Origin of the sequence: Nostoc sp. (assembly GCF_036917375.1) — a bacterium.
Lineage (GTDB): Bacteria > Cyanobacteriota > Cyanobacteriia > Cyanobacteriales > Nostocaceae > Nostoc.
Genome location: NZ_JBALDN010000079.1, coordinates 46,660 through 67,283, shown reverse-complemented (window position 1 = coordinate 67,283; position 20,624 = coordinate 46,660). Strand labels below are relative to the sequence as shown.

Here is a 20,624-nt window from a genome sequence, read left to right as displayed (position 1 = left end):
TGATACAAATCACTTCCTTTACTTCCTCTGCTCCCCTGCTCCTCTGCTCCTTTCCTCCCTATTCCCCTATATTCAGCAATTTCGCCATCGCCAACCGTTGCAGTTTACCGGTAGCACCACGAGGTAGTTGCTCTAAAATGTGAATTTGCTTGGGAACTTTGAAGTCTGCCAGCATAGTTGCACAGTGAGCTAAAAGTTCTTTTTCACCAACTTCTGCTTTCAGAACAACAGCCGCGTGGATATCTTCTCCTAAAGATTTGTGGGGGACGGCAAAGGCTAAGGCTTCGGCGACGGCGGGATGGCGTAGCAAGACATCATCCACTTCTAAAGGAGAAATTTTTTCCCCACCCCGGTTAATCAATTCTTTAATCCGTCCAGTCAAGCGGAGGTAGCCATCTGCATCCACAGTTCCTTGATCTCCTGTACGGAACCAACCGTTCACAAAAGCAGTGGCGTTAGCTTCTGGATTGTTTTCGTAGCCATCTATAACGTTGGGTGCTTTTACCACCACCTCGCCCAAGCTTCCCTGAGATAATAGGTTGCCTTCAGAGTCCATAATGCCCACTTCTACACCGAAGCCATAACCGACAGTACCTGGTTTCCTAACTTTTGGCGGTAGGGGATTAGTAGTCATCAAGTGAGATGCTTCAGTCATGCTGTAAGATTCCACCACAGGAGCATTAAGAGTTGCCTCTAACTGTTCAATGATAATCGGCGGCAAAGAAGCGCTACTAGAACGAATGAAACGAAAGCGGTTTGCTTTGACAATTTCTGGGTTGCGGCTAGCGCGCGCCAAAATTGTCTGGTGCATGGTTGGCGCTGCGGAGTACCAAGTGGGTTTGTAAGTATCTACCAGTTTCCAAAACTCCAAGGCATTAAAACCATTGGGACAAACTAATGTACCACCCGAAGCCAGAGTTGCCAACAAACAGCCCACCAATCCGTGAACATGAAACAAGGGCATTAGGCAAAGTGTAGTATCTGCTGCTGTGAGTGAGTAAGCACTAGTCAGGTTGCCGGCTGAAGCGATTAAATTGCGATGACGAATCGGCACCCGCTTGGGACGACTGGTAGTGCCGCTAGTGTGAAGAATCATCGCTATATCATCACCGTTGGGGGCTGTGGGATTCGCGGATTCTGCTGATTCTGAACCTGTTTTGACTGATTCAAAGCTTAATGTGCCATCAGTATTTACCTTAGCATTAATCAGCATCATATCGGGTGTGACACTAGCAATGGCTGCTTCTAACCCCTCAGACAACGTAATCAGTGCTTTTGCTTGGGTATCTTGATAGTAAAAGGCAAATTCTTCTTGTTTGTATTTGGGATTTAAAGGTGCAGTAGTGCCACATAAGGCAGCAGCCAAAAAGGTAATTGCCATTGGTGAACCGTTAGTCATGGCAATGGCAATGCGTTCTCCCCGTTTCAATCCAAAGCTGTTGAGTTGAGATACCAGTCCAATAATATTCTCGCGTAATTGCTTATAAGTTAGCGATCGCCCTTCAGGGGTAACTAAGGCTGGATGATTGTCTTCCCCCACTAAAAGCTCAAATAAATTCATTGTTTTTCCGATCTGTAAATACATGATTTAGCTTAAACAAAAAATTGTTACTTAGCTTTGAGTTATGAGATAGTGCTAGAATGCTGTTATTAACAACAATGTTTTAAACATCCTCATAACAATTTCTCTGACAGAATTTTGTTATGGAGATCATCCTGTAAAATCATAAAAGTGTACATTGAATAAATTTGTGGATCTGCGCTCAAGTAGATAGAGTTATTAGGATTAATTCTCAAAATGCTCTTGGAGTACGCCTTGGAATATAAACTAGAAGAAATTCGTTCAATAGTTTATCTAAATAGCCGTGTACTCAATTTCCAAAACATATTAATAGCAATTATGAATCCCAGAAAAATTACTATGTTGGGCGAAAGCTTGGAGCGCCAAGGTGGAATAGTTTCTGTGGAAAAGCTCATTCTTGAAGAAACTAACTCTGATATTCAAATTAAACACATTACGACTTTACCGAATGGTTCTACTGTATATAAAATGTTAGTGTTTTTGCAGGCAATAGGTGAGTTATTTTGGAACTTATTAAACCAAAGAACTGACCTAATTCACATCCATGTTTCAGATAGAGGTAGCGCTTTTCGTCATTCAATCACTACTCTTATTGGTTGGTTATTTCATAAACCAGTAATTATTCATACTCATAGTGCTGATTTTCATTTGTTTTACTCTAAACTACCCCAATTGCTTAAGCAATGGCTAAGTTGGTCGTTTTGTAAATGTACCCGTTTCATTGTTTTATCAGATAGCTGGAAAAAATTCTACATTGAGAATCTTGGCTTGAAATCAGAGCAAGTTATTGTTCTGCCTAACCCAGTAAAAATTCCCGCACAAATTCCACAAAGAATAGATTCCGAACAGATATTTTTCTTATTTTTAGGGCGCATTGGTGAGCGCAAAGGTACTTTTGATTTAATTAAAGCATTTGCTTCTATGCCTGTTGCTCAACAAAGCCAAGCCAAGTTAGTTATAGCGGGGGATGGAGATATAGAACAAGCTCGTAGTTTGATACTAACTCTAAATCTTACTGACTACATCACTATTCTTGATTGGGTAGATCGAGAAAAACGTGACGATCTTTTAACTAAAGCTGATGTCTTTGTATTACCTTCCTACAACGAAGGTCTGCCTATGGCACTATTAGAAGCAATGAGTTGGGGTTTGGCAGTTATCACTACCCCAGTAGGAGGAATACCCGAAATAGTTACTCAAAATCAGAATGGTTTATTAGTTAATCCGGGGGATATTCAACAATTGTCAGAGGCAATGCAATCTTTAATTGCAGACGAAAATCTGAGAATATATTTGGGAAATAATGCACGAGTCAGAGTTAAACACTTGGACATTAACAAATATCTTACGTCTTTAAGAGGTATTTATACAGCAGTTATCAATTGATAACCATCTTGATGAAAGTAGGTTTAAGTTACATAGCCTATGTATTAAACACCAAATTCAAAAACGACATAATATATTCTGTATGCAAGGAAAATAGGTGTTACAAAGGTAGGGATTTAATTTAAGATTATGAAAATTTAAGGTAGCGATAAAGGTATTATTATTTTGTTGTTCTGATTCTTCTAAACTTGGTATACTGGCTAATAAGTGAGGGAGTGCAGAAATGAAAACTTTTCCGGAAGTTAAATTGTTTAATACAAGATTCCATAAAGTTCAAGTACAAGAATTAGTTGATTATTTAATAGAAGCAGCAAAAAATCAAAAAAAGACAGTTGTAGGACATGTGAATATCAGAGCAATGAATTTCGCTTATGAAAAGTCTTGGTATCGAGATTTTTTGAATAAGGCTGATTTAGTATTTTGTGACGGATTTGGTGTAATGGTAGGAGCTAGATTCAATGGTTATTCAATGCAATCTGCGCATCGAATGACAGCACCAGATTACATAGAAGATTTAGTATTAAAGTGCGAACGAGAAAACCTTTCTTTATTTTTATTAGCTGGAAAACCTGGCGTAGTAGATAAGGCAATTATTAAGTTAGGATCGATTGCGCCTAATTTACGCATACAGGGACATCATGGTTATTTTGATAAATCAGGAAAAGAGAATGATTTGGTAATAGAAAAAATTAATAAATTCCAACCAGATATTTTATATATTGGTTTTGGTATGCCATTACAGGAACGCTGGATTTTAGATAACTTCAATAAAATTGAAACTACTGTATTTTTACCTTTAGGTGCTTGTCTAGATTTTTATACTAACTCTATATATCGCGGCCCGCGTTGGTTGACTGATAATGGTCTGGAATGGTTAACGCGCTTAATTACTGAACCTACTCGTCTAGCAGACCGTTATATCTTAGGTATTCCATTATTTTTTTATCGTGTAGTTAAACAGCGAATCACTCAAGGGATTATAACAAATCGCTCAAGAAATTTTTTCTAAATTTCGCATTTGTTATGACCATGACTGCCCAAAAGTGGCCAATTGTTTCCCCTACCTCTGCGGCCAAGACTAGAATTAGAATTGACGTGACATTCTCCTAGTAGCCAAAGTGCCAGACTCTCTGCCATTAAGCGATCGCTATCTTGCCTTAATCGATGAAATTGTCGAAACCACCCTTAAGGGCAAAATTAGCTCTGTAGAACAGGTGTATCAAATGCTGCTTAAAGGAATTACTTCCGGTACAGGGGAAGTCTTTGAGCTAGCTTTGAGCGATCGCCTGAATTCCCTCCAAAGCCAAGTAGATAGCGAAAAAGACGAACTCAAGAAAGCCAAGGCAACTCGCAGTTTGAGAGCCATTAAGACGATTCAAAGTCAATGGCAACGCTGGCAAGAACAAAACAAAGCCACAGAAGCGATCGCTTTTGCAGCTACAGAAATTACTACAGCCCCTGCTGGCGATCGTCTAGCGACATTTATCCGGGTTACTGACCCGAATCAGAAGTATCCGCTAAATTTACAACAGTTACAGCAGTTATCAAAGGCATTACAGCAATTTGCTCAGGCAGACGCTGATTTACAACAATTTTCCGAAGGGATTACCCGTGGTTTAGCTTCTTGGCAGCGATTGCAAGACAACTTGCTCAGTTGGATGTACGAGCAAAAAGAATCTCTGGGATTTGGTGGTGTACCGGGAGAAAGTGGCCCTTGGGCAAGTTGGGCGAAACAACTCAATAGTGAGTTACCCAAAACACTACTTCGCACCTTAGCTAGGGAAGAATCTGCAATAGAGTTTGCCGAGCGACAACGGGGAATCACCCTGAGAGATTGGGTGGAAATGGCATTGATTTTACAGTTCTTGCAACGGGGACTAATAAACTGGTTTGACCAACAAGCTTACGATGTGAAAGCGGGGCCAAAGTTGTCCATTTCCACTTTTTTGACCTTTGCAGTGATTTGGAGTCAGTTAGCAAGTGGTTTTAGGAGCATTGGCACAATATACAGCGATGCTTGTTCTCAAATCATGCTCCAGATTTTACGAACCTTCGCCCAGCGTCCGTATTTTCCCTTTTATGGCGGGATTTTTGCCTCTTTTACTGGCACTTATTTGCGAGATGCCCTAGATTATTTGGATGAACCACTACGACGAGGCGAGGGAACCCAGGAAAAGGCGCGGATTCTGACTCTTTTAGGCTATTCTCAGCGTGCTTTGGGACAATACCAGCGCTCAATTGATTTTCATCAGCAGGCGCTAGAGATAGCCAGGAATGCAGGCGATCGCACCTGTGAAATTGCCAATTTCAACCACCTCAGCCGTACCTACGTGCAACAGCAAAATTATGCTGAGGCAATTAATTACAGTCAACGAGCATTAATACTAAGTCGGCAAGCAGGCGATAGGACAGGAGAAGCAAACGCGCTAGTAAATTTAGGTTACAGCGAAGTCATGCAAGCTCAGGAACTGGAAAACTTAGAACCAGAAACTTATGAAGCTGCAATTAATTATTTGGAACAAGGTTTAAAATTATCAGAAAAATTAGGCGATCTTCAAAGTAAAGCCTTATGTGTCAGCAGCTTAGGAATTGCCTATTTAGTAATCGGAGAACACCAAACTGCAATTAAATATCTGGAAGATGGTTTTAAAACCGCGCAAGTTTCCGGTGATTTGTATCTCCAAGGGCGGAACTTAGCTTATTTAGCAGAAGCTTATTATCACCTGCAAAATTCGGAAAAAACTGTTTATACAGGTTGCTTGGGAATGTATCTTTTAGAGCAAATTGCTTCTAATGAGTGGCGTCAAGCAGCAGGTTTACTGACAATTTTACAAGGACAAATCGGCGCAGAAGCTTTCCAAAAGTTCTTACAGCAACATCGCCCGAAAATTATTGCGGTTATCGGTGTAGATGGGTACGATCACATTCCGCAATTGTTAGAAGAATATAAGGGAGATATGTGAGAAGGCAGGAGGCAGGAGGCAGGGGGCAGATCGCTTTTAGCGTCTCCCCTTAGGAGAAGGCAGGAGGTAAACCCCATACAAAAAATATATTTTCTTCGTCTTGCTTCCTGTCCTCTGGTTTTGTCTGGTAAAAACGGTGCGATCGCTCCACAGCTTAACAAATCGCAACAATCTTTATACAAGTAAAGAAACAACACTCTCTTCAAGTATATTTTCTAGCAAAACTCCATATTGAACTTGCTTATTTAAATCAGCTGTGGTAACTTCATTGTAGTTTAAACAGCTAAAATTCGATTGACTTACCGTAGTTTGTTTGATAGCATGACTACTCTAGTAAAGAAATTTGTTGTCACTAGGTAGTTTAAAAGCTGATATCAGTTAATTAGTAACATATTTACGGTTATCAGCCAAAAGTTATTTGTAGCATTGTCCACTGGACATGATTGAACAATACGTTTTTGCAGCGATAAAAACTGCGTAGGCGCAGCCCGTCGTAGAAGTCGCCCACCGAGCCATAACCATAAATCCTTTGTTGTCTCGTTAGTTTAATGGTGAAGCGATGTCTATCGACAAACCTTGAGGCTTTCAGCAGCAGTGAGGCAGCACTGTAGGTCTACCCAATCCATACGTAGGAGTTGAAAATTATGGTGCAAACTTCTCTCGTCCGCCCCAGCAATCCCTTTCAGCCACCGACCTTCGTTTCCATTGAATCAGAGCGTCGTCATCGTCAAGAACGCTTGGCGGCAGCTTTTCGGGTATTTGCGCGTTTGGGTTTTGCTCAAGGATTGGCAGGACACATCACTGCCCGCGATCCTGAATTTACCGATCATTTTTGGGTAAATCCCTTTGGGATACATTTCAGTCGCATTCGGGTATCAGACCTGATACTAGTGAATAGTGAAGGTCAGGTAGTCCAAGGTGAAGGCAAAGTTAGTCAAGCAGCATTTGCCATTCACTCTCAAATCCACGAAGCCCGCCCCGATGTCATTGCAGCGGCTCATGCCCATTCCTTCTATGGCAAAACTTGGTCATCTTTGGGTCGGTTGCTCGATCCGATTACCCAAGATTCTTGCGCTTTTTACCAAGATCATGCTCTATTTGATGATTTTACAGGCATTGTCTTGGAGACAAGCGAAGGAAAACGCATTGCTCAGGCACTAGGCAGGAGCAAAGCGGCGATTTTACGCAACCACGGAATATTGACCGTAGGGCAGAGTGTGGATGAAGCCGCTTGGTGGTACATCAGGTTAGAGGATACGGCGAAGGCGCAATTACTAGCAGAAGCTGTAGGAAAACCCATCCTAATTGACCACGACATCGCCTTAAAAATCCAACAACGCGGTGGTACTCACCAAGCAGGCTGGGGTGGATTTCAGTATTTGTGGGATGAAATTACCCACGACCAACCAGACTTATTAGATTAGGTATTGGGGAATGGGGATTGGGGATTGGGCATTGGGCATGGGGAAGAGGACAAGGAGAATTGGAGACAAGGGGATCTAACTTTTGTCACCTTGTCCCCCTTGTCCCCCTTGTCCCCTCTGCTTCCCCTGCTCCCCCGCTCCCCTGCCCCCCTGCTTCCTTTGCTCCCCAACACTTTCAGGAGAATTAATTATGCCAATTGAATTTATTGGATTGATTCGGACAAAACCGACTTCGGAATTAAATAGTGCATCAGGCGGCCTGGGCGATGACATCATCGATCCAGCTTATGTTCGTGAATTTGCCAAAGCCCATGAAGAAGGAGGCTTTGACAAAGTATTAATTGGCTATAGTTCTAGTAGCCCGGATGGCTTGACTATTGCTAGTTTCGCTGCTTCTGCAACCGAGCGATTGGGCTTTTTAATTGCTCATCGTCCGGGTTTTGTCGCGCCAACTCTGGCAGCTCGCAAGGCAGCTACTCTTGACCATTTTACCAACGGTCGGATCGCAATACATATTATTACCGGTGGCAGCGATGCTGACCAGCAGAAAGATGGCGACTGGCTAGATCATGACAGCCGTTACCGTCGCACCGATGAATATTTAGAAATTGTTCGTCGCGTCTGGACAAGCGACACTCCCTTTGATTACGAAGGTGAATTCTACCGCATCAAGGATGCTTTCTCTGCGATCAAGCCGCTGCAAAAGCCTCATATCCCGCTTTACTTTGGCGGTGCATCTGGGCCAGCCGTACAGGTAGGAGCAAAACACAGCAATGTCTATGCCTTGTGGGGTGAGCCAATTGCCGCAGTGAAAGAACGAATTGCAGAGGTACGTGCTGCCTTACCAGCCGATCGCTCCATTCGCTTCAGTGTCTCTCTGCGACCGATTCTTGGTGCTACAGAACAAGAGGCTTGGGAGAAAGCACATAACATTTTAGCGCGAATTCAAGAGTTGCGAGGAGGCGCAAAATTAGCTGCCCCAGCTAGACCCCAAGCGGTAGGGTCACAACGTCTGCTGGATTTTGCCGCCAAAAAGGAGATTTATGATAAGCGTCTATGGACACCGATCGCCGCAGCTACTGGTGCGGCAGGTAACACTACTGCTCTAGTGGGTACACCAGAACAAGTAGCAGAGGCTTTGGTTGATTATTACGATGCAGGTGTGACTACCTTATTGATTCGGGGCTTTGATCCTTTAGAGGATGCGATCGCTTATGGGCGTGATGTCATTCCTTTAGTACGTGCGGAAGTCGCGCGACGAGAACGGCAAACAGTTGGAGTCGGGGTTTAGCGATCGATCCAACGCCTCACTGCTGGCAGTTGTGTAGAGAACCATAGCGCACCTAAGATATTTAGACTGCCACAGACGATCAAGGCATTAGTCGCACCAAAATTCTGTGCCAAAGTTCCAGCTAACAGATTCCCAAAGGGCATCATACCCACCATTGCTAGGGCATAAAAACTCATCACCCGTCCCCGCTTATCCTCGGCAACTAGGGTTTGGATAATCATATTACTACTAGTAATCAGGAGGATAGAAAAGCAGCCTGTAAACACCAATATGATTATGGATAATCCAACTTGACGCGATAGTGAGAAGGAAATCACACTTATCCCAATCAAGACTTGAGCGACTACAATCAAACGCTCTAAGCCCGCAATCCCTCGTCTAACACTGAGATACAAACAAGCAAACAACGAGCCAATGGGCGCTGAAGTGCTGAGGTGAGCCATCGTAGTTGCATCCCCATTTAAAATCTTAGCCGCGAAGACAGGCATGAGCGCGACATGAGACATCCCGACTAAACCTTGTAATGCCAGTATTAATAAAATCGCTCTAATGGGCTGGAATTTGGAGACATATTCAAAGCCCTCCCGCAATTTCTGCAAAGTATCGCTAAGGCTCGTCAGGGTCTGTGTGGGTCTGACTTTCAGCCGCATCGCTAGCAAGGTAAAGATGGCAGGGATATAGCTGAGAGTATCGTAGAGAAAACAATATTTCACCCCTAGCGTCGCAATCAAAATCCCGCCCATAGCAGGCCCCAATACCAGCGAGGAACTTAACATCACTGAATTCAAAGCGATCGCATTACTCCAATCAGCGCGATCGTCTACGGTTTCGGTGACGATTGTATGACGCACAGGCATATCTAATCCCTTGAGGAAACCATTGAGAACGCTTAATACCAATAGGATGGGAAAGGTAATCCAATTTGTAAAGGTAAGAATCGTTAAAGTCAGGGAAACGCTAATTCCCAATATCTGCACCAGCATTAACAAGTCACGACGACTCCAGCGATCGGACAATACGCCCGAAAAGGGAATCACTAATAACGTCGGTAAAAATTGCACAAACCCTGCAATTCCCAACAACCAAGCCGATTGAGTTAATTCGTATACCAGCCAAGGAATAGTTAACTGCTGGGTCATAAATGTCCCAGACATTGATAGTAACTGTCCCCCAAAAAACAGCCGAAAGTTACGCCAGCGAAAGGCAGGTAAATACTGGTAAATGACATTACTTACGCGATCGCCTAGTTGTCTATTCCAAATTTTCATCAGGAAAGTTCTATTGTGTTTTGCTAAGTATTAGATAGCCTAATACTTAGTTTGCCTAATAATTATAGGATAATTGCGTAGTTTACCGCCGCAGGCATTGCGTCTGTTTTTGTAGCAAGCTTGCTGATTCAAAGGTTAAGCCTTATTCCTAACGGCATCTGGTGTAATCGCTGCATACTGCTGGGCAGTTAAGGTTGCTCCTTTAACATCAACTTGTTTTGGTACAACTTTCAGTTCATACAGAAGATCCGCAACCTTTTGTTGAGCGCTAATTACTTCCTCAGTAATTGGTCTCATGTCATATTTTCTTCTCGTCAGCGCCAACTCCATAGTATCGACATCAGTTTTGACCTTCGGTGCGAGGATTTCGGCAGCAGCCCGCCTGTTTTTATTTGCCCACTGCCCAACTTGGTAGTACTCTGACAAAATTGCTTTCAAGAGTTCAGCATTATTAATCGCAAAATCTCGTGAAGCCAGGTAATAACCTCCTGGCGTCTTAATTCCTTGGGCGTCTCGTAAGACCCGAATAGTGCCTTCCCGTTGCAGCTCGATCAGACTAGGATCGCCTTCTACAAAGGCATCAACCGTCTTGTTCAAAAACGCTGCTCTTCCATCTGCAATGGGTAGATTCACTGATTCAATATCACTGATTTTTAACCCTATCTCTTCAAACGCTTTCACTACAAAAAAGGTCTGAGCCGTCCCTCTAGAATAAGCAACTTTTTTACCTTTAAGACCTGCCAATGTTTGGATTGGGGAATCCTTTAGCACAACAATTGCGGAACCTTCTCCAGTATCTGGGTGAGTGCGAACTAAAGGATGGGTAGCAACTCGTTCACCGGGTTCAACGGAACGACCGGCTGCATAGCTAGGTTCAGGATACTCATCCCGATACTTGCCATAGAAATTAAAATGGCGTAACTGCAAGCCAGCAATCTGTTTTTTAGTAGCATCATCTAGTTCTTCGTAAGCCTGAATCAAATTCACCCAATAGGTATCAGGGCCATTCTCAGGCAGTTCTACCCCATATAAAAATGAACCGCTAGATGGTGTAGGCAACCAGTCATGATCGATATGGGGTAAAAGTTTACGATAGTTAGGTGCAACATTGACGGAACTTTCTTCAGAGGCAGCATTTGCAAGGGTAAGAACAAGAGGCGGCAGGTACGGCTCGGTTTCTCCTTTACGGATATAGGCAGGCTGTTGGAGAATGTCGCCAAAGTAATTCGCAAACGCTAATAATTGGTCGTCAGTCAATTGTTGATTTTTGAAGATGAGGATGTGATGATCGCGCCACGCCTGCTTAAGTTGCAAGATTACTTCTGGTTCTGCTGCAATACTGGCGTCAACACCAGTAACAACTGCTCCTAAAGCTGCTCCACTAGGCGTAATCTCAATTCGTGTTGCAGTAAATGTCATAAAAATTTCTCCTTATACTTTGTAGTTGGTAAGGAAGCGATGGTAGTTTTCAACAAAATACACTAAATCGATAGATTTACAGTAGTATGCAGTGATTATATTTTTAGATTGCTGGAATCAAAGCAGAAATACTCGGTAAAATCAATATTTTTGGTTAAGGGGGAAAGGGAAAGGGTTTTAATTTACCTTTTCCCACAATGTTAAGAAGTCTAATATTTATTGAAGAGATATACGAACTACGCCAATGGTTAATGCTTGACCATTTTGACTGGTAAAAAGTAAACCAATGTTTACAGCAATATGCGGCTGGAGTATTTCTGTACCTCACAACTTTGAAATCTGCTATATATCCCCAACTATGAAGAACGTTGGCGAAATGGTGAAGCTATTGCAACTGAGTTTGTGGAATCAACGGTTAGCAGTTTGTCAAAAAACAGCTGAGGTAGATCGTGTTTGCGATCGCGTTCCGTCTACTATAGGCGATCGCACATTGCAGAACCTGAGTAATTTTCCTTTCCTGACTCAAAGAAGTCCTGCTGATTCATATAATCTTTTGAGCATTGCTGAAATCTTCGTACCATAATCCAAATCTGCTGACCACCGCCCTGATAGCTGATCGATTAATGGCGCAATCCCGCGTGTGACAAAGCGAAATCTGGGATCTACTACTTCTTGTACCAAAGGTTCTAAACTGGCGTAAGCTTTCAAATGTTGGATGTGCGCCCTAACTCCAATTCTGGCACTTGGAAAAGACGCAGCTTCCGAACCGCCACCAATCGCACCTAAGCCTGCAAAGTTATTTTGCTCAGGTCTAATATCGCCACCAAACCGTAAAAATCCGGTTTCTACACACATTTGGCAAAAGGCAATATCATAGTTCACTCCCTCTATACCTGCTTCTTCCCGATACAGTTTTGGGATGTCAGGAAACTTTCCCAAAGCATTTTCATTATTGTTTCTCAGAAATAATTGTAACTGGACTTCGGAAGTATTACCGTTCGACATTAACCGCGAAAATTGACCAGGGCAAACCACCAAATTCGAGCGCAAGCTAACAGTACGCGTCGCAGCATCCCAATTAACTGCAACATTAAAATCTCGCAGTTCAATTGCTTTGACATAAACTACTTTGTGATAGGTAATTCGATTGACATTAGCTGCTTTTGAAAGGTCAATTCGGAGAAGGTCTACTAAATCAATGGGGATGTAAGCATTCCCATTAACTAGTACTCCTTGTTCCGAGTAACTTTGCCCATTAATATTGATATTAATTGGCGGATAATTTGCTTCTGTGGGAGTTCCCGGAGTAGGATCAATTACACGACTCCAAGTCACTAATCCATCGGCAATTCCCAAAGCAAAATCGCGGCGACGAGTTTGCAGCAAAGCCCGATCCTCTGGATTGCTGAGAAACCCCACTTGCATTACCAAAGCTGGCAGCGTTGTCTGACGACAGAATGCTAAACTACCCAATCCACTATCTGTATCTGGTTTGACTCCCCGATTCGGTAATTGGGGTACGCGGCGCAACAATCCCACTAGTAACTGTTCGGCATTGCTCTTGCGATCGCTATTATTAGCAATGTAGAAAACGCTAGCCCCACGCACAGAAGGGCTGTTAGCCGCATTAGCTGCAATTTCTAGAGCGACATCACCCCGGCGGCCGCGGGAATTGATCCAGGAGATAGTTTGGGCGGCGCTCAAGTCATCAGGAACCGCTAAAATTTCCCAACTCCGCGCCCTTAGTTCCGTGACAATCAAATCCCGCAGCAAAATCATTTCTTTTGCTTCACTTGTACCACCTGCGATCGCACCTTGATCTATTCCTCCCGCTTCTTTGCCTCCATGAGCTGCTGATATAAAAATACGCCCCATTTTCAGTATTTCCTCTGATAAAATTAAGTCTAAGCAATTGTATACATCATTCTTGGTCTGGCAACAAGAATATAATAGCTATCAGAAGTCTAAAGTCATTTGTCCTTTGGTATTTCTCCAAAGTTTATGACCAATGACCAATGACCAATACTTCCGCTTCTCTTCTCCTTCGGAGACGCTAACGCGAACGAGATGCTACGCGTAGCTTGCTTCCCCGGAGGGGTACACTCAGTACAAGTGACTAATGACAAAACCATGCAAATCCCCCGCTTGCACCCAGACACAATTGAGGAAGTTAAACTACGGGCTGATATTGTAGATGTCGTCTCGGAATACGTAGTTTTACGCAAACGCGGGAAAGATTTCGTCGGTTTGTGTCCCTTCCATGATGAGAAATCTCCCAGTTTCACTGTCAGCCAAACCAAGCAAATGTACTATTGCTTTGGCTGTCAAGCTGGAGGAAATGCCATTAAGTTTGTTATGGAGTTGGGAAAGCGTTCTTTTGCTGATGTGGTACTGGATTTAGCACGGCGTTACCAAGTACCCGTGCAAACTCTCGAACCCGAACAACGCCAAGAATTACAGCGTCAGCTATCTTTGCGCGAGCAGTTATATGAAGTTCTGGCTTCTTCAGCACAGTTTTATCAACACGCCTTGAGACAATCTCAAGGGCAAAAAGCACTTCAATATTTGCAATCTAACCGCCAACTTAAAGAAGAAACTATACAGCAATTTGGTTTAGGTTATGCTCCCGCAGGTTGGGAAACTCTCTATCGTTATTTAGTGGACGATAAACATTACCCAGTGCAAATACTGGAAAAAGCGGGATTGATTAAGCCACGCCGGGAAGGGGGCGGGTATTATGATGTATTTCGCGATCGCTTGATGATTCCCATCCGCGATGTGCAAGGGCGCGTTATTGCCTTTGGTGGGAGAACTCTGACTGATGAACAGCCTAAATATCTGAATTCACCCGAAACCGAACTTTTTAGTAAAGGTAAAACATTATTCGCCCTCGATCAAGCCAAAGGTGGGATTTCCCAACTCGATCGAGCCGTGGTGGTAGAGGGATATTTTGATGCGATCGCTCTCCACGCTGCTGGTATTAATAACGCCGTCGCCTCACTCGGTACAGCTTTAAGCTTAGAACAAGTCCGGTTAATATTACGCTACACCGAATCGAAACAATTAGTACTCAACTTTGATGCTGATAAAGCTGGAACCAATGCCACCGAACGGGCGATTGGTGAAATTGCCGAATTAGCATACAAGGGCGAAGTTCAGCTAAAAATTCTCAATTTACCCGATGGCAAAGATGCTGATGAATATTTGCATAGTCACACTCCAGAAGATTATGGAGAACTGCTAAAAAATGCGCCACTTTGGCTAGACTGGCAGATTCAGCAAATTATTCAAGACCGAGATTTGAAACAGGCTACCGATTTTCAGCAAGTCTCCCAACAGGTAGTAAAGTTACTGAAAAATATTAATAATATTGATACACGCGACTATTACATTGACCAGTGTGCTGAAATACTCAGTTTTGGAGATGATAGACTTAAACCCCTACGAGTAGAAAATCTTTTAACTCAGATTGCGCCAGTTGCCACTTACCGTAAGTCAATGTCTTTGCGCAAGCAGCAACCTATAAACGTCAATCAAAGAAATGCTCCTGCTGAAGGCAGTCTTTTAGAACTGGCAGAGGCTTTATTGCTGCGGATTTACCTACATTGTGCCGAACAGCGTCAAGCGATTATTGACAAACTAGAAGAGCGAAATTTAGAATTTAGCCTTTCTCATCACCGATTTTTATGGCAACAGATTTTAGAGTTCAAGGTGGAGCAGATAAATTTAATATCGAGTCTGCAAGACAGATATCTAGAATTAGTAGAGGAATTGGAATTAGTTTCCCATTTGTTTCATCTAAATGAGAAAAGCAAGAAAGAAATACTGCGTACCTCCCACGTAGTTCAAGCTGCGATCGCTTGTATGGAACTGGTGATGAGTGAAAAGCGCTACCGTCACTTTGAGGAACAATGGAAACAAACTGATGAGAAAGCTGAACCGGAGCGATATGAATACTATGGTAAGGCTTTTCCAGCCGAAAAACGGCGGTATCTGGAGTTAAACGGACAGCGGAATTTTTCCATAGACGAAGTACTAAGATTTAGTGATTAAGGTTGTTCTGCATCTTAGTTATCTCAGCCAAATCATTTGCTAGTTGCGTACTTTCCATGTAGTTCAAGCTGCGATCGCTTGTATGGATTTAGTGATGCTTGAAAAACGCTATCATCACTTTTTAGAACTATGGCAACAAACCGATCCAGAAGCTGAACCAGAGCGGTATCAATATTATTATCAGGCTTTCTACACTGAAAAAATCAAGCTTCAACAAATAGACCGACAACGCTTATTTTCCATCACAGAGCTGTTGTAGGCTTGGCAACTGGCGCGGCACTGAGAAAAGAAAGAAATGCTTAACTGAACTGTATTGGGACATAACATTAGACTTCTTGCATAAGTCGGGAAAAGGGGAAAGGGGAAAGGGAAAAGGTTCTGCAAAAGTCCCTTTCCCCTTTAACCTTTACCCTTTTCCCCTCTTGCAAAAAGCACAAATGCCAAGAGGTCTAATGATTAGCTCGATTTTTCGACTCGCAAACCAAAGTATGTCAAAACAAGTTCGGTTGAGCCACTATTGACAACTTCGTGTACTTCTCCCGGTTCGATGGCTACGCAGTTTCCCGGAAGCAAGGGGTATTCTGTACCATCAATGTGAATTACTCCTGAACCGGCTTCCACAAAGAATACCTCGCACATATCTTGATGCGCGTGTGCTGGTGCGGTTTGTCCAGGAGCAAAACGTGCTTGAGAAAAGTTAGTTAGGTGAGGTAAATCACCGAAGCGTAACATCACCTTTTTCTTGATTTCGGCATTGTGAGAAACAGACTCTTCAGGCAAGTCTTTCAGGGAAGTAGTAATCATTCGGGTCTTAAATCGTTAGATAATTCCACAATACCCCTAGACCCATCAATCCTGACTCGTTGACCATCTTGCAAAAGCCATGTAGCACCGCGAACATCCATCACTGCGGGAATTCCATACTCACGAGCAACGATCGCACCGTGAGAAAGTCTTCCTCCAGCTTCGGCAATTAATCCTCCAGCCCTTAATAACAATGGGGCCCAGCCGGAATCTGTATAAGGCACTACCAGAATCGTATCTCGATCGATGTCTGGAATGTCTTGTAAATTTCGCAACACTTTTACCCTACCTTCGGCTTGCCCATGACTGGCTCCAATACCTTGTAAAATTTGGTCAGAGTAGAGTTCAGAGGGAGCTAAGGGGTGAGGAGGTGTATTGCCGTAGACTAAAAGAGGTATTTGAATAATCTCGCTATCTTGCAGGAATTGCGATCGCCTAAATTCTACTAACTTATCTAACTGCTCTATTAAGCTAGAATCTTCATCTCCAATTAGACGCCGCACTTCATCAAAGTTGAGAAAAAAGATATCGCCTGTTTGCCTGAGTAAACCAGACTTTAACCAAATTTTCTCTAAAGCTACAAAACTCCAACGCAATTCAGCCAAAAGTCGGGAATAAACTTCGGTAACTCGTCCTTTGATATCTACACGCCGTTGCACAAAAGAGCGTTTGCGCTTACTGGCAAAGATACTATTAATTGCGTCTTTAGCACCTGCTTGTGGTTCGTTCCCTTGCATTAACTGCACAAACATCTGCTGAATCATCTGGGGATTTTCCCGCCAAGTGGGAACGGAGATGTCGGTTCCTACTTCACTTAAGTAGCCGTAATCTTGCAGCAATTCGTTAAATGCTTGGAGGATTTTCTCTCCTTCGGGGGTTTGTTTTAATTGTTCAAATACTTGCTGTGGCTCAAACTCAACCAATACCTGCTTGGCATCTGTAGCGATCGCACTGAGCGATCGCAATGCCGCTACCTCTGGGGTGACGCTATGATCGATTTGCCCATCTTTTACCCGAAAAATCGCCTGTCTCAGAGCAGCACTCAAGGGAGCTAAAATGCTGTAATACGTTCCATGACGCAGCAACTCCAGAATAAAATCAATTCTTGCCAACAACGCGGGTGGTTCCAAATTATCTATATCTTCCTGCGCCAACTGCGACAACCCAGGAATGAATCGGTTGTGATAATCTTCCTTAAAGTCCTTTTCTAAACTTAATTCCCGCTTCAGTAACTTTCCCAGTCCTGGCAAGTTTTCCCAAGTTGACTGCAAGGAAGGTTTACTTAATTTAGCTCCTCTGGTTAAAAATTCTAGACTTTCCGGCGGCAGTCCCATGCGGAGAAAAATATCTCCTAAGAGGGACGCATTAAAGTAAGCTCTGGAATAGTGTAGAGTTGCTGTTTTGGCAAAATCTAACCCCAAAGCGCGATCGCCTAAAACTAAAGTAAAAAAGTCTCCCCAAACTCCACAAGTTAAGGGACGATTAATTGACCATGTTAAGGGGTGAATTACTCCGGGAATCACTTCAGCAGCGATTTTGCGTGTCCAGATGGGCAACAGAGTGGTGATTGGTCGAGATTGCAACACCCAAAGCGTTTGCCCATCATAACTCCACTCGATATCTTGAGGAGTGCCATGATAGCGTTTTTCGAGTCGGTAAGTAAGGTAAGCAACTTGTTTGATTAATGATTGCGGGACTCGTCCTTGACCCTCTAATTGTACAGAGTAGGAATTTTCTGTTTCAACGACAAAAGCGCGATATTGTTCTGGTGTAACTTTTCCCGAAACGACTTGCGTCGCGCTGCCTGGAAGGGCTTCAATAATGATCGCATCGCCTTGCTGAGTAATGGGATCGCGGCTGAAAGCAACACCAGAATATACACTCTGGACTTGTTGCTGAATCAACACAGCCATTGCTGTATCATTTAAGCCGCGATCGCGCCGATATTGGACAGCTGAGGGATGATTGTAGGAAGCTTGAACTTGAGCGATCGCTTCTTTTAATGCCTCTTGGCTGGTAACATTTACAACTGTTTCATACTGTCCAGCAGCAGAAGCGTGTTCTGAGTCTTCTCCAATAGCGGAGGAACGCACCACCAAGGGGGATAATTCTGATGGTTGGAGAAATTCTGTTAACCCTTCTGGATTGTCGATGGGTGCTAGTACCCATCCCTTCGGCACTGGATAGCCCCAGCGCTTAATTTGAGATAATGTTGCCGCCTTTTCTCCGACTATGGCAGCATTCAACTCTTCATCTAAAGAAACCATTGTGCGTTGGCGTAGCCCGTCGTAGACATCGCCGCGTAAAAACTCCAACATCGCTTGCGATTCTGTTTGTGCCTCTTGGGCTGGCAGGTTCATATCATCAGGAATTTTGGTGTAAATCCAGCCCATTAAACCAGCTAAGGCCACAGCAGCAAATATTCTGGGAATATCGCTAAAGTGCAGAAGTGCCACAAACAATGGAAAAAGTAGCAAAACCCCAAATTTGACTAACTTTTTTGATTGCAGAATTGTAAAAGCAATACCTGCAAAGAAAGATACAAATATCGCAACCAGTGGATCGTGTACGACAAATCCCCAGACAACATTTGTCGTACCTGCTCCTCTGCCTATCCAATATCTACCGATTACCAGAGCGATTAGGGCAAGCAATTCCCAAGACGAGCCATCTGGGAAGAAAATGCGGCTGAGTAAGACTGCCGCAATTCCTTTAAAAGCTTCTGACAAGACTGCCAGAATTCCGACAATTTTACCGCCATGATAAAAGGCAGCTGATACACTAATATTTCCTGTACCAACTTGTGATAACTGCTTCCGCTTCAGGGCGTAAGTTATCCATGCAATCAGGGGTAATCCGCCCAAAAGGGGGCAGACAATTAAAATAACTAAGATACCCCAAGGTTCAAACATTCTGGATTTTGGATTTTAGATTTAAATTTTCCATCTAAAACCTCAAATCTAAAATCTAAAATTTTACTGAAATTTTTGATGGTTATTAGGGGAGTTTTATTTATTAGTTGCTAAATGGACACTTGGCTAAGACGGAAACCGTTTAAGACAAGTGTCCTTCTAGACTACTAATGGTTTTAGTTTAGCGCATAGGCAGCTTGCAGCGCCCAGATTACGAGAGCAGCGATCGATCCCAGAAGCAACACGGTAGAGATAGTGACTACTTTTGGGGAATCTGCTCCCTTAAATTTCATAATTCCGCGATTTAAGTCGGACACAGCTTTGTAATCCTCTGTTGTTGAAGCATGAAACATTTGTCCGTTTTGATTGTAGTCCTTCTATTTGCGGATGACGTTAAATTCACTTTAAAAATTTAGGACTGGGGGACAAGGAGACAAGCGGATAAAAAAACTCCTAACTCAGCACTCAGCACTCCTAACTCAGCACTCCTAACGCCCAATCCCCTACTATCATTGAAAAGCAACTCAGTATAAGAGGGTGTGAGTAGGTGAAAATAGCACTGAGCGTAATTTTGGCGGTGGTTGTGGGATTGTTTCTGGTAATCGAGGTTGGATTGCGATCGCTGTTTGGTTTTGGTAATCCTCTGATTTATATTGGCGATGAGCAAATTGGTTATTTGTTGGCTCCTAACCAACGTACCCGTCGTTTTGGGAATCGCATTGAAATTAATGAATATTCTATGCGAGGTAGTCCGATAAAAAAGATACCTGCACCTTCTGGGCTGCGAATTCTCCTCTTAGGTGATTCTATTGCTAATGGTGGCTGGTGGACAGATCAGACTAATACAATATCTAGTTTGATGATGCGTTCTCTAGCATCATCCACTAATAGTAATTATCAGGAAGTAGAAGTGCTAAATGCTTCAGCAAACTCTTGGGGGCCAAGAAATGAATTAGCTTATTTAGAGAAGTTTGGCAATTTTAACGCGCAAGCAGTGGTGTTATTAATTAATACCGATGATTTGTTTGCTACTCCTCCTACTTCATTACCAGTAGGACGCGATCGCAATTATCCCGATCGTAAACCTCCCTTGGCATTAGTGGAAGTGTGGCAACGTTATATCGTCAAGCAAAAGCCAATACCAGAACTGCAAGCGGTGCAAAATGAATCAGGCGATCGCGTGGGGATTAATCTGGAGGCGATCGCTAAAATTCAAGCCTTGACTCGCCAATCCAACAGCAAATTTCTGCTGGTGATGACTCCCTTACTACGAGAAATTGGTGAACCAGGCCCCCGCGATTACGAAATTAAAGCACGTCAGCGCTTGAGCGATTTTACTAAAGCACAGCAAATTCACTATATAGACTTTTTACCGAATTTCAATTCAACTACCAAGCCGCAAAGTTTGTTTCACGACCACATTCACCTCAACTTGCAAGGTAATAAATTTGTCAGTGAAGTTATGGAGCGATCGCTTTTGGAAATACTGGGGCAGGCATCACTTCGTCACTAATATTCGTGT

Annotated in this window: 16 protein-coding genes; 9 read left to right on the top strand and 7 right to left on the bottom strand. The window is 43.2% G+C overall.

The window, feature by feature from the left end; all coding sequences use genetic code 11:
- Nucleotides 1-58 precede the first annotated feature (58 nt).
- Nucleotides 59-1,561: an acyl--CoA ligase gene (locus V7K45_RS20950; protein ID WP_335006798.1), complete on the bottom strand. Its 1,503-nt coding sequence runs from the start codon at nt 1,559-1,561 to the stop codon at nt 59-61.
- A gap of 255 nt (nt 1,562-1,816) precedes the next feature.
- Between V7K45_RS20950 and V7K45_RS20945 the strand changes: the two genes are divergently transcribed.
- The 5 genes from V7K45_RS20945 (at nt 1,817) to V7K45_RS20925 (ending at nt 8,646) form a co-directional block, all read left to right on the top strand.
- On the top strand, nt 1,817-2,968 hold the full coding sequence (locus tag V7K45_RS20945; protein WP_335006796.1) for a glycosyltransferase family 4 protein: 1,152 nt from the start codon (nt 1,817-1,819) through the stop codon (nt 2,966-2,968).
- A gap of 223 nt (nt 2,969-3,191) precedes the next feature.
- Nucleotides 3,192-3,977 carry a WecB/TagA/CpsF family glycosyltransferase gene (locus tag V7K45_RS20940; protein ID WP_335006794.1) on the top strand — a complete coding sequence of 262 codons (786 nt, stop codon included), beginning with the start codon at nt 3,192-3,194 and terminating at the stop codon, nt 3,975-3,977.
- Between the two features lie 109 nt (nt 3,978-4,086).
- Complete coding sequence (locus tag V7K45_RS20935) at nt 4,087-5,931, top strand: tetratricopeptide repeat protein (RefSeq protein ID WP_335006792.1); 1,845 nt, start codon at nt 4,087-4,089, stop codon at nt 5,929-5,931.
- Nucleotides 5,932-6,575: 644 nt separating this feature from the next.
- Nucleotides 6,576-7,355 (top strand): class II aldolase/adducin family protein, encoded by a 780-nt coding sequence (locus tag V7K45_RS20930; RefSeq protein WP_335006790.1) that lies wholly within the window; start codon nt 6,576-6,578, stop codon nt 7,353-7,355.
- A gap of 190 nt (nt 7,356-7,545) precedes the next feature.
- Nucleotides 7,546-8,646 carry an LLM class flavin-dependent oxidoreductase gene (locus tag V7K45_RS20925; RefSeq protein WP_335006788.1) on the top strand — a complete coding sequence of 367 codons (1,101 nt, stop codon included), beginning with the start codon at nt 7,546-7,548 and terminating at the stop codon, nt 8,644-8,646.
- On the opposite strand, the gene V7K45_RS20920 is transcribed toward V7K45_RS20925, so the two are convergent.
- Together V7K45_RS20920 and V7K45_RS20915 are read right to left on the bottom strand one after the other, a co-directional pair.
- On the bottom strand, nt 8,643-9,914 hold the full coding sequence (locus V7K45_RS20920; RefSeq protein ID WP_335006786.1) for an MFS transporter: 1,272 nt from the start codon (nt 9,912-9,914) through the stop codon (nt 8,643-8,645). The genes V7K45_RS20925 and V7K45_RS20920 overlap by 4 nt on opposite strands.
- A 135-nt stretch (nt 9,915-10,049) precedes the next feature.
- On the bottom strand, nt 10,050-11,333 hold the full coding sequence (locus V7K45_RS20915; RefSeq protein WP_335006784.1) for a TauD/TfdA family dioxygenase: 1,284 nt from the start codon (nt 11,331-11,333) through the stop codon (nt 10,050-10,052).
- 286 nt (nt 11,334-11,619) lie between these two features.
- Between V7K45_RS20915 and V7K45_RS20910 the strand changes: the two genes are divergently transcribed.
- Entirely contained in the window at nt 11,620-11,916 is a 297-nt protein-coding gene (locus V7K45_RS20910; RefSeq protein ID WP_335006782.1) for a hypothetical protein, read from the top strand.
- Here V7K45_RS20910 and tftA read toward each other — a convergent pair.
- The gene (gene tftA / locus V7K45_RS20905) at nt 11,856-13,208 is read right to left on the bottom strand and encodes a hormogonium tapered terminus morphoprotein TftA (protein ID WP_335006780.1); all 1,353 of its coding nucleotides are present in this window, start codon (nt 13,206-13,208) and stop codon (nt 11,856-11,858) included. The genes V7K45_RS20910 and tftA overlap by 61 nt on opposite strands.
- A gap of 255 nt (nt 13,209-13,463) precedes the next feature.
- Here tftA and dnaG point away from each other — a divergent pair, with 255 nt between their 5' ends.
- A complete protein-coding gene (gene dnaG / locus V7K45_RS20900; RefSeq protein WP_335006888.1) occupies nt 13,464-15,386 on the top strand; it encodes a DNA primase in 1,923 nt (640 codons plus the stop codon).
- Nucleotides 15,387-15,429: 43 nt separating this feature from the next.
- Nucleotides 15,430-15,645 (top strand): hypothetical protein, encoded by a 216-nt coding sequence (locus tag V7K45_RS20895; RefSeq protein ID WP_442942020.1) that lies wholly within the window; start codon nt 15,430-15,432, stop codon nt 15,643-15,645.
- 197 nt (nt 15,646-15,842) lie between these two features.
- Here the strand turns inward: V7K45_RS20895 and V7K45_RS20890 are convergent, their stop codons facing one another.
- From V7K45_RS20890 to V7K45_RS20880, 3 genes are all read right to left on the bottom strand, one after another.
- A complete protein-coding gene (locus V7K45_RS20890) occupies nt 15,843-16,190 on the bottom strand; it encodes a cupin domain-containing protein (RefSeq protein ID WP_292867633.1) in 348 nt (115 codons plus the stop codon).
- On the bottom strand, nt 16,187-19,102 hold the full coding sequence (locus tag V7K45_RS20885) for a glycerol-3-phosphate acyltransferase (RefSeq protein WP_335006776.1): 2,916 nt from the start codon (nt 19,100-19,102) through the stop codon (nt 16,187-16,189). Before V7K45_RS20885 ends, V7K45_RS20890 begins: the two co-directional genes overlap by 4 nt.
- Nucleotides 19,103-19,278: 176 nt before the next feature.
- Nucleotides 19,279-19,455 (bottom strand): hypothetical protein, encoded by a 177-nt coding sequence (locus V7K45_RS20880; RefSeq protein WP_335006892.1) that lies wholly within the window; start codon nt 19,453-19,455, stop codon nt 19,279-19,281.
- A 194-nt stretch (nt 19,456-19,649) separates the two neighbouring features.
- Between V7K45_RS20880 and V7K45_RS20875 the strand changes: the two genes are divergently transcribed.
- Complete coding sequence (locus V7K45_RS20875) at nt 19,650-20,615, top strand: SGNH/GDSL hydrolase family protein (RefSeq protein ID WP_335006774.1); 966 nt, start codon at nt 19,650-19,652, stop codon at nt 20,613-20,615.
- The last annotated feature ends 9 nt before the right edge of the window (nt 20,616-20,624 follow it).

Excerpts from the sequence above, each read along its gene's own strand:
- V7K45_RS20930 (WP_335006790.1), top strand. The coding sequence starts at position 6,576 with ATGGTGCAAACTTCTCTCGTCCGCCCCAGCAATCCCTTTCAGCCACCG.
- V7K45_RS20885 (WP_335006776.1), bottom strand. The coding sequence starts at position 19,102 with ATGTTTGAACCTTGGGGTATCTTAGTTATTTTAATTGTCTGCCCCCTT.
- V7K45_RS20925 (WP_335006788.1), top strand. The coding sequence starts at position 7,546 with ATGCCAATTGAATTTATTGGATTGATTCGGACAAAACCGACTTCGGAA.
- V7K45_RS20880 (WP_335006892.1), bottom strand. The coding sequence starts at position 19,455 with ATGTTTCATGCTTCAACAACAGAGGATTACAAAGCTGTGTCCGACTTA.
- V7K45_RS20950 (WP_335006798.1), bottom strand. The coding sequence starts at position 1,561 with ATGAATTTATTTGAGCTTTTAGTGGGGGAAGACAATCATCCAGCCTTA.
- tftA (WP_335006780.1), bottom strand. The coding sequence starts at position 13,208 with ATGGGGCGTATTTTTATATCAGCAGCTCATGGAGGCAAAGAAGCGGGA.
- V7K45_RS20910 (WP_335006782.1), top strand. The coding sequence starts at position 11,620 with ATGTTTACAGCAATATGCGGCTGGAGTATTTCTGTACCTCACAACTTT.
- V7K45_RS20890 (WP_292867633.1), bottom strand. The coding sequence starts at position 16,190 with ATGATTACTACTTCCCTGAAAGACTTGCCTGAAGAGTCTGTTTCTCAC.
- dnaG (WP_335006888.1), top strand. The coding sequence starts at position 13,464 with ATGCAAATCCCCCGCTTGCACCCAGACACAATTGAGGAAGTTAAACTA.
- V7K45_RS20940 (WP_335006794.1), top strand. The coding sequence starts at position 3,192 with ATGAAAACTTTTCCGGAAGTTAAATTGTTTAATACAAGATTCCATAAA.
- V7K45_RS20920 (WP_335006786.1), bottom strand. The coding sequence starts at position 9,914 with ATGAAAATTTGGAATAGACAACTAGGCGATCGCGTAAGTAATGTCATT.
- V7K45_RS20915 (WP_335006784.1), bottom strand. The coding sequence starts at position 11,333 with ATGACATTTACTGCAACACGAATTGAGATTACGCCTAGTGGAGCAGCT.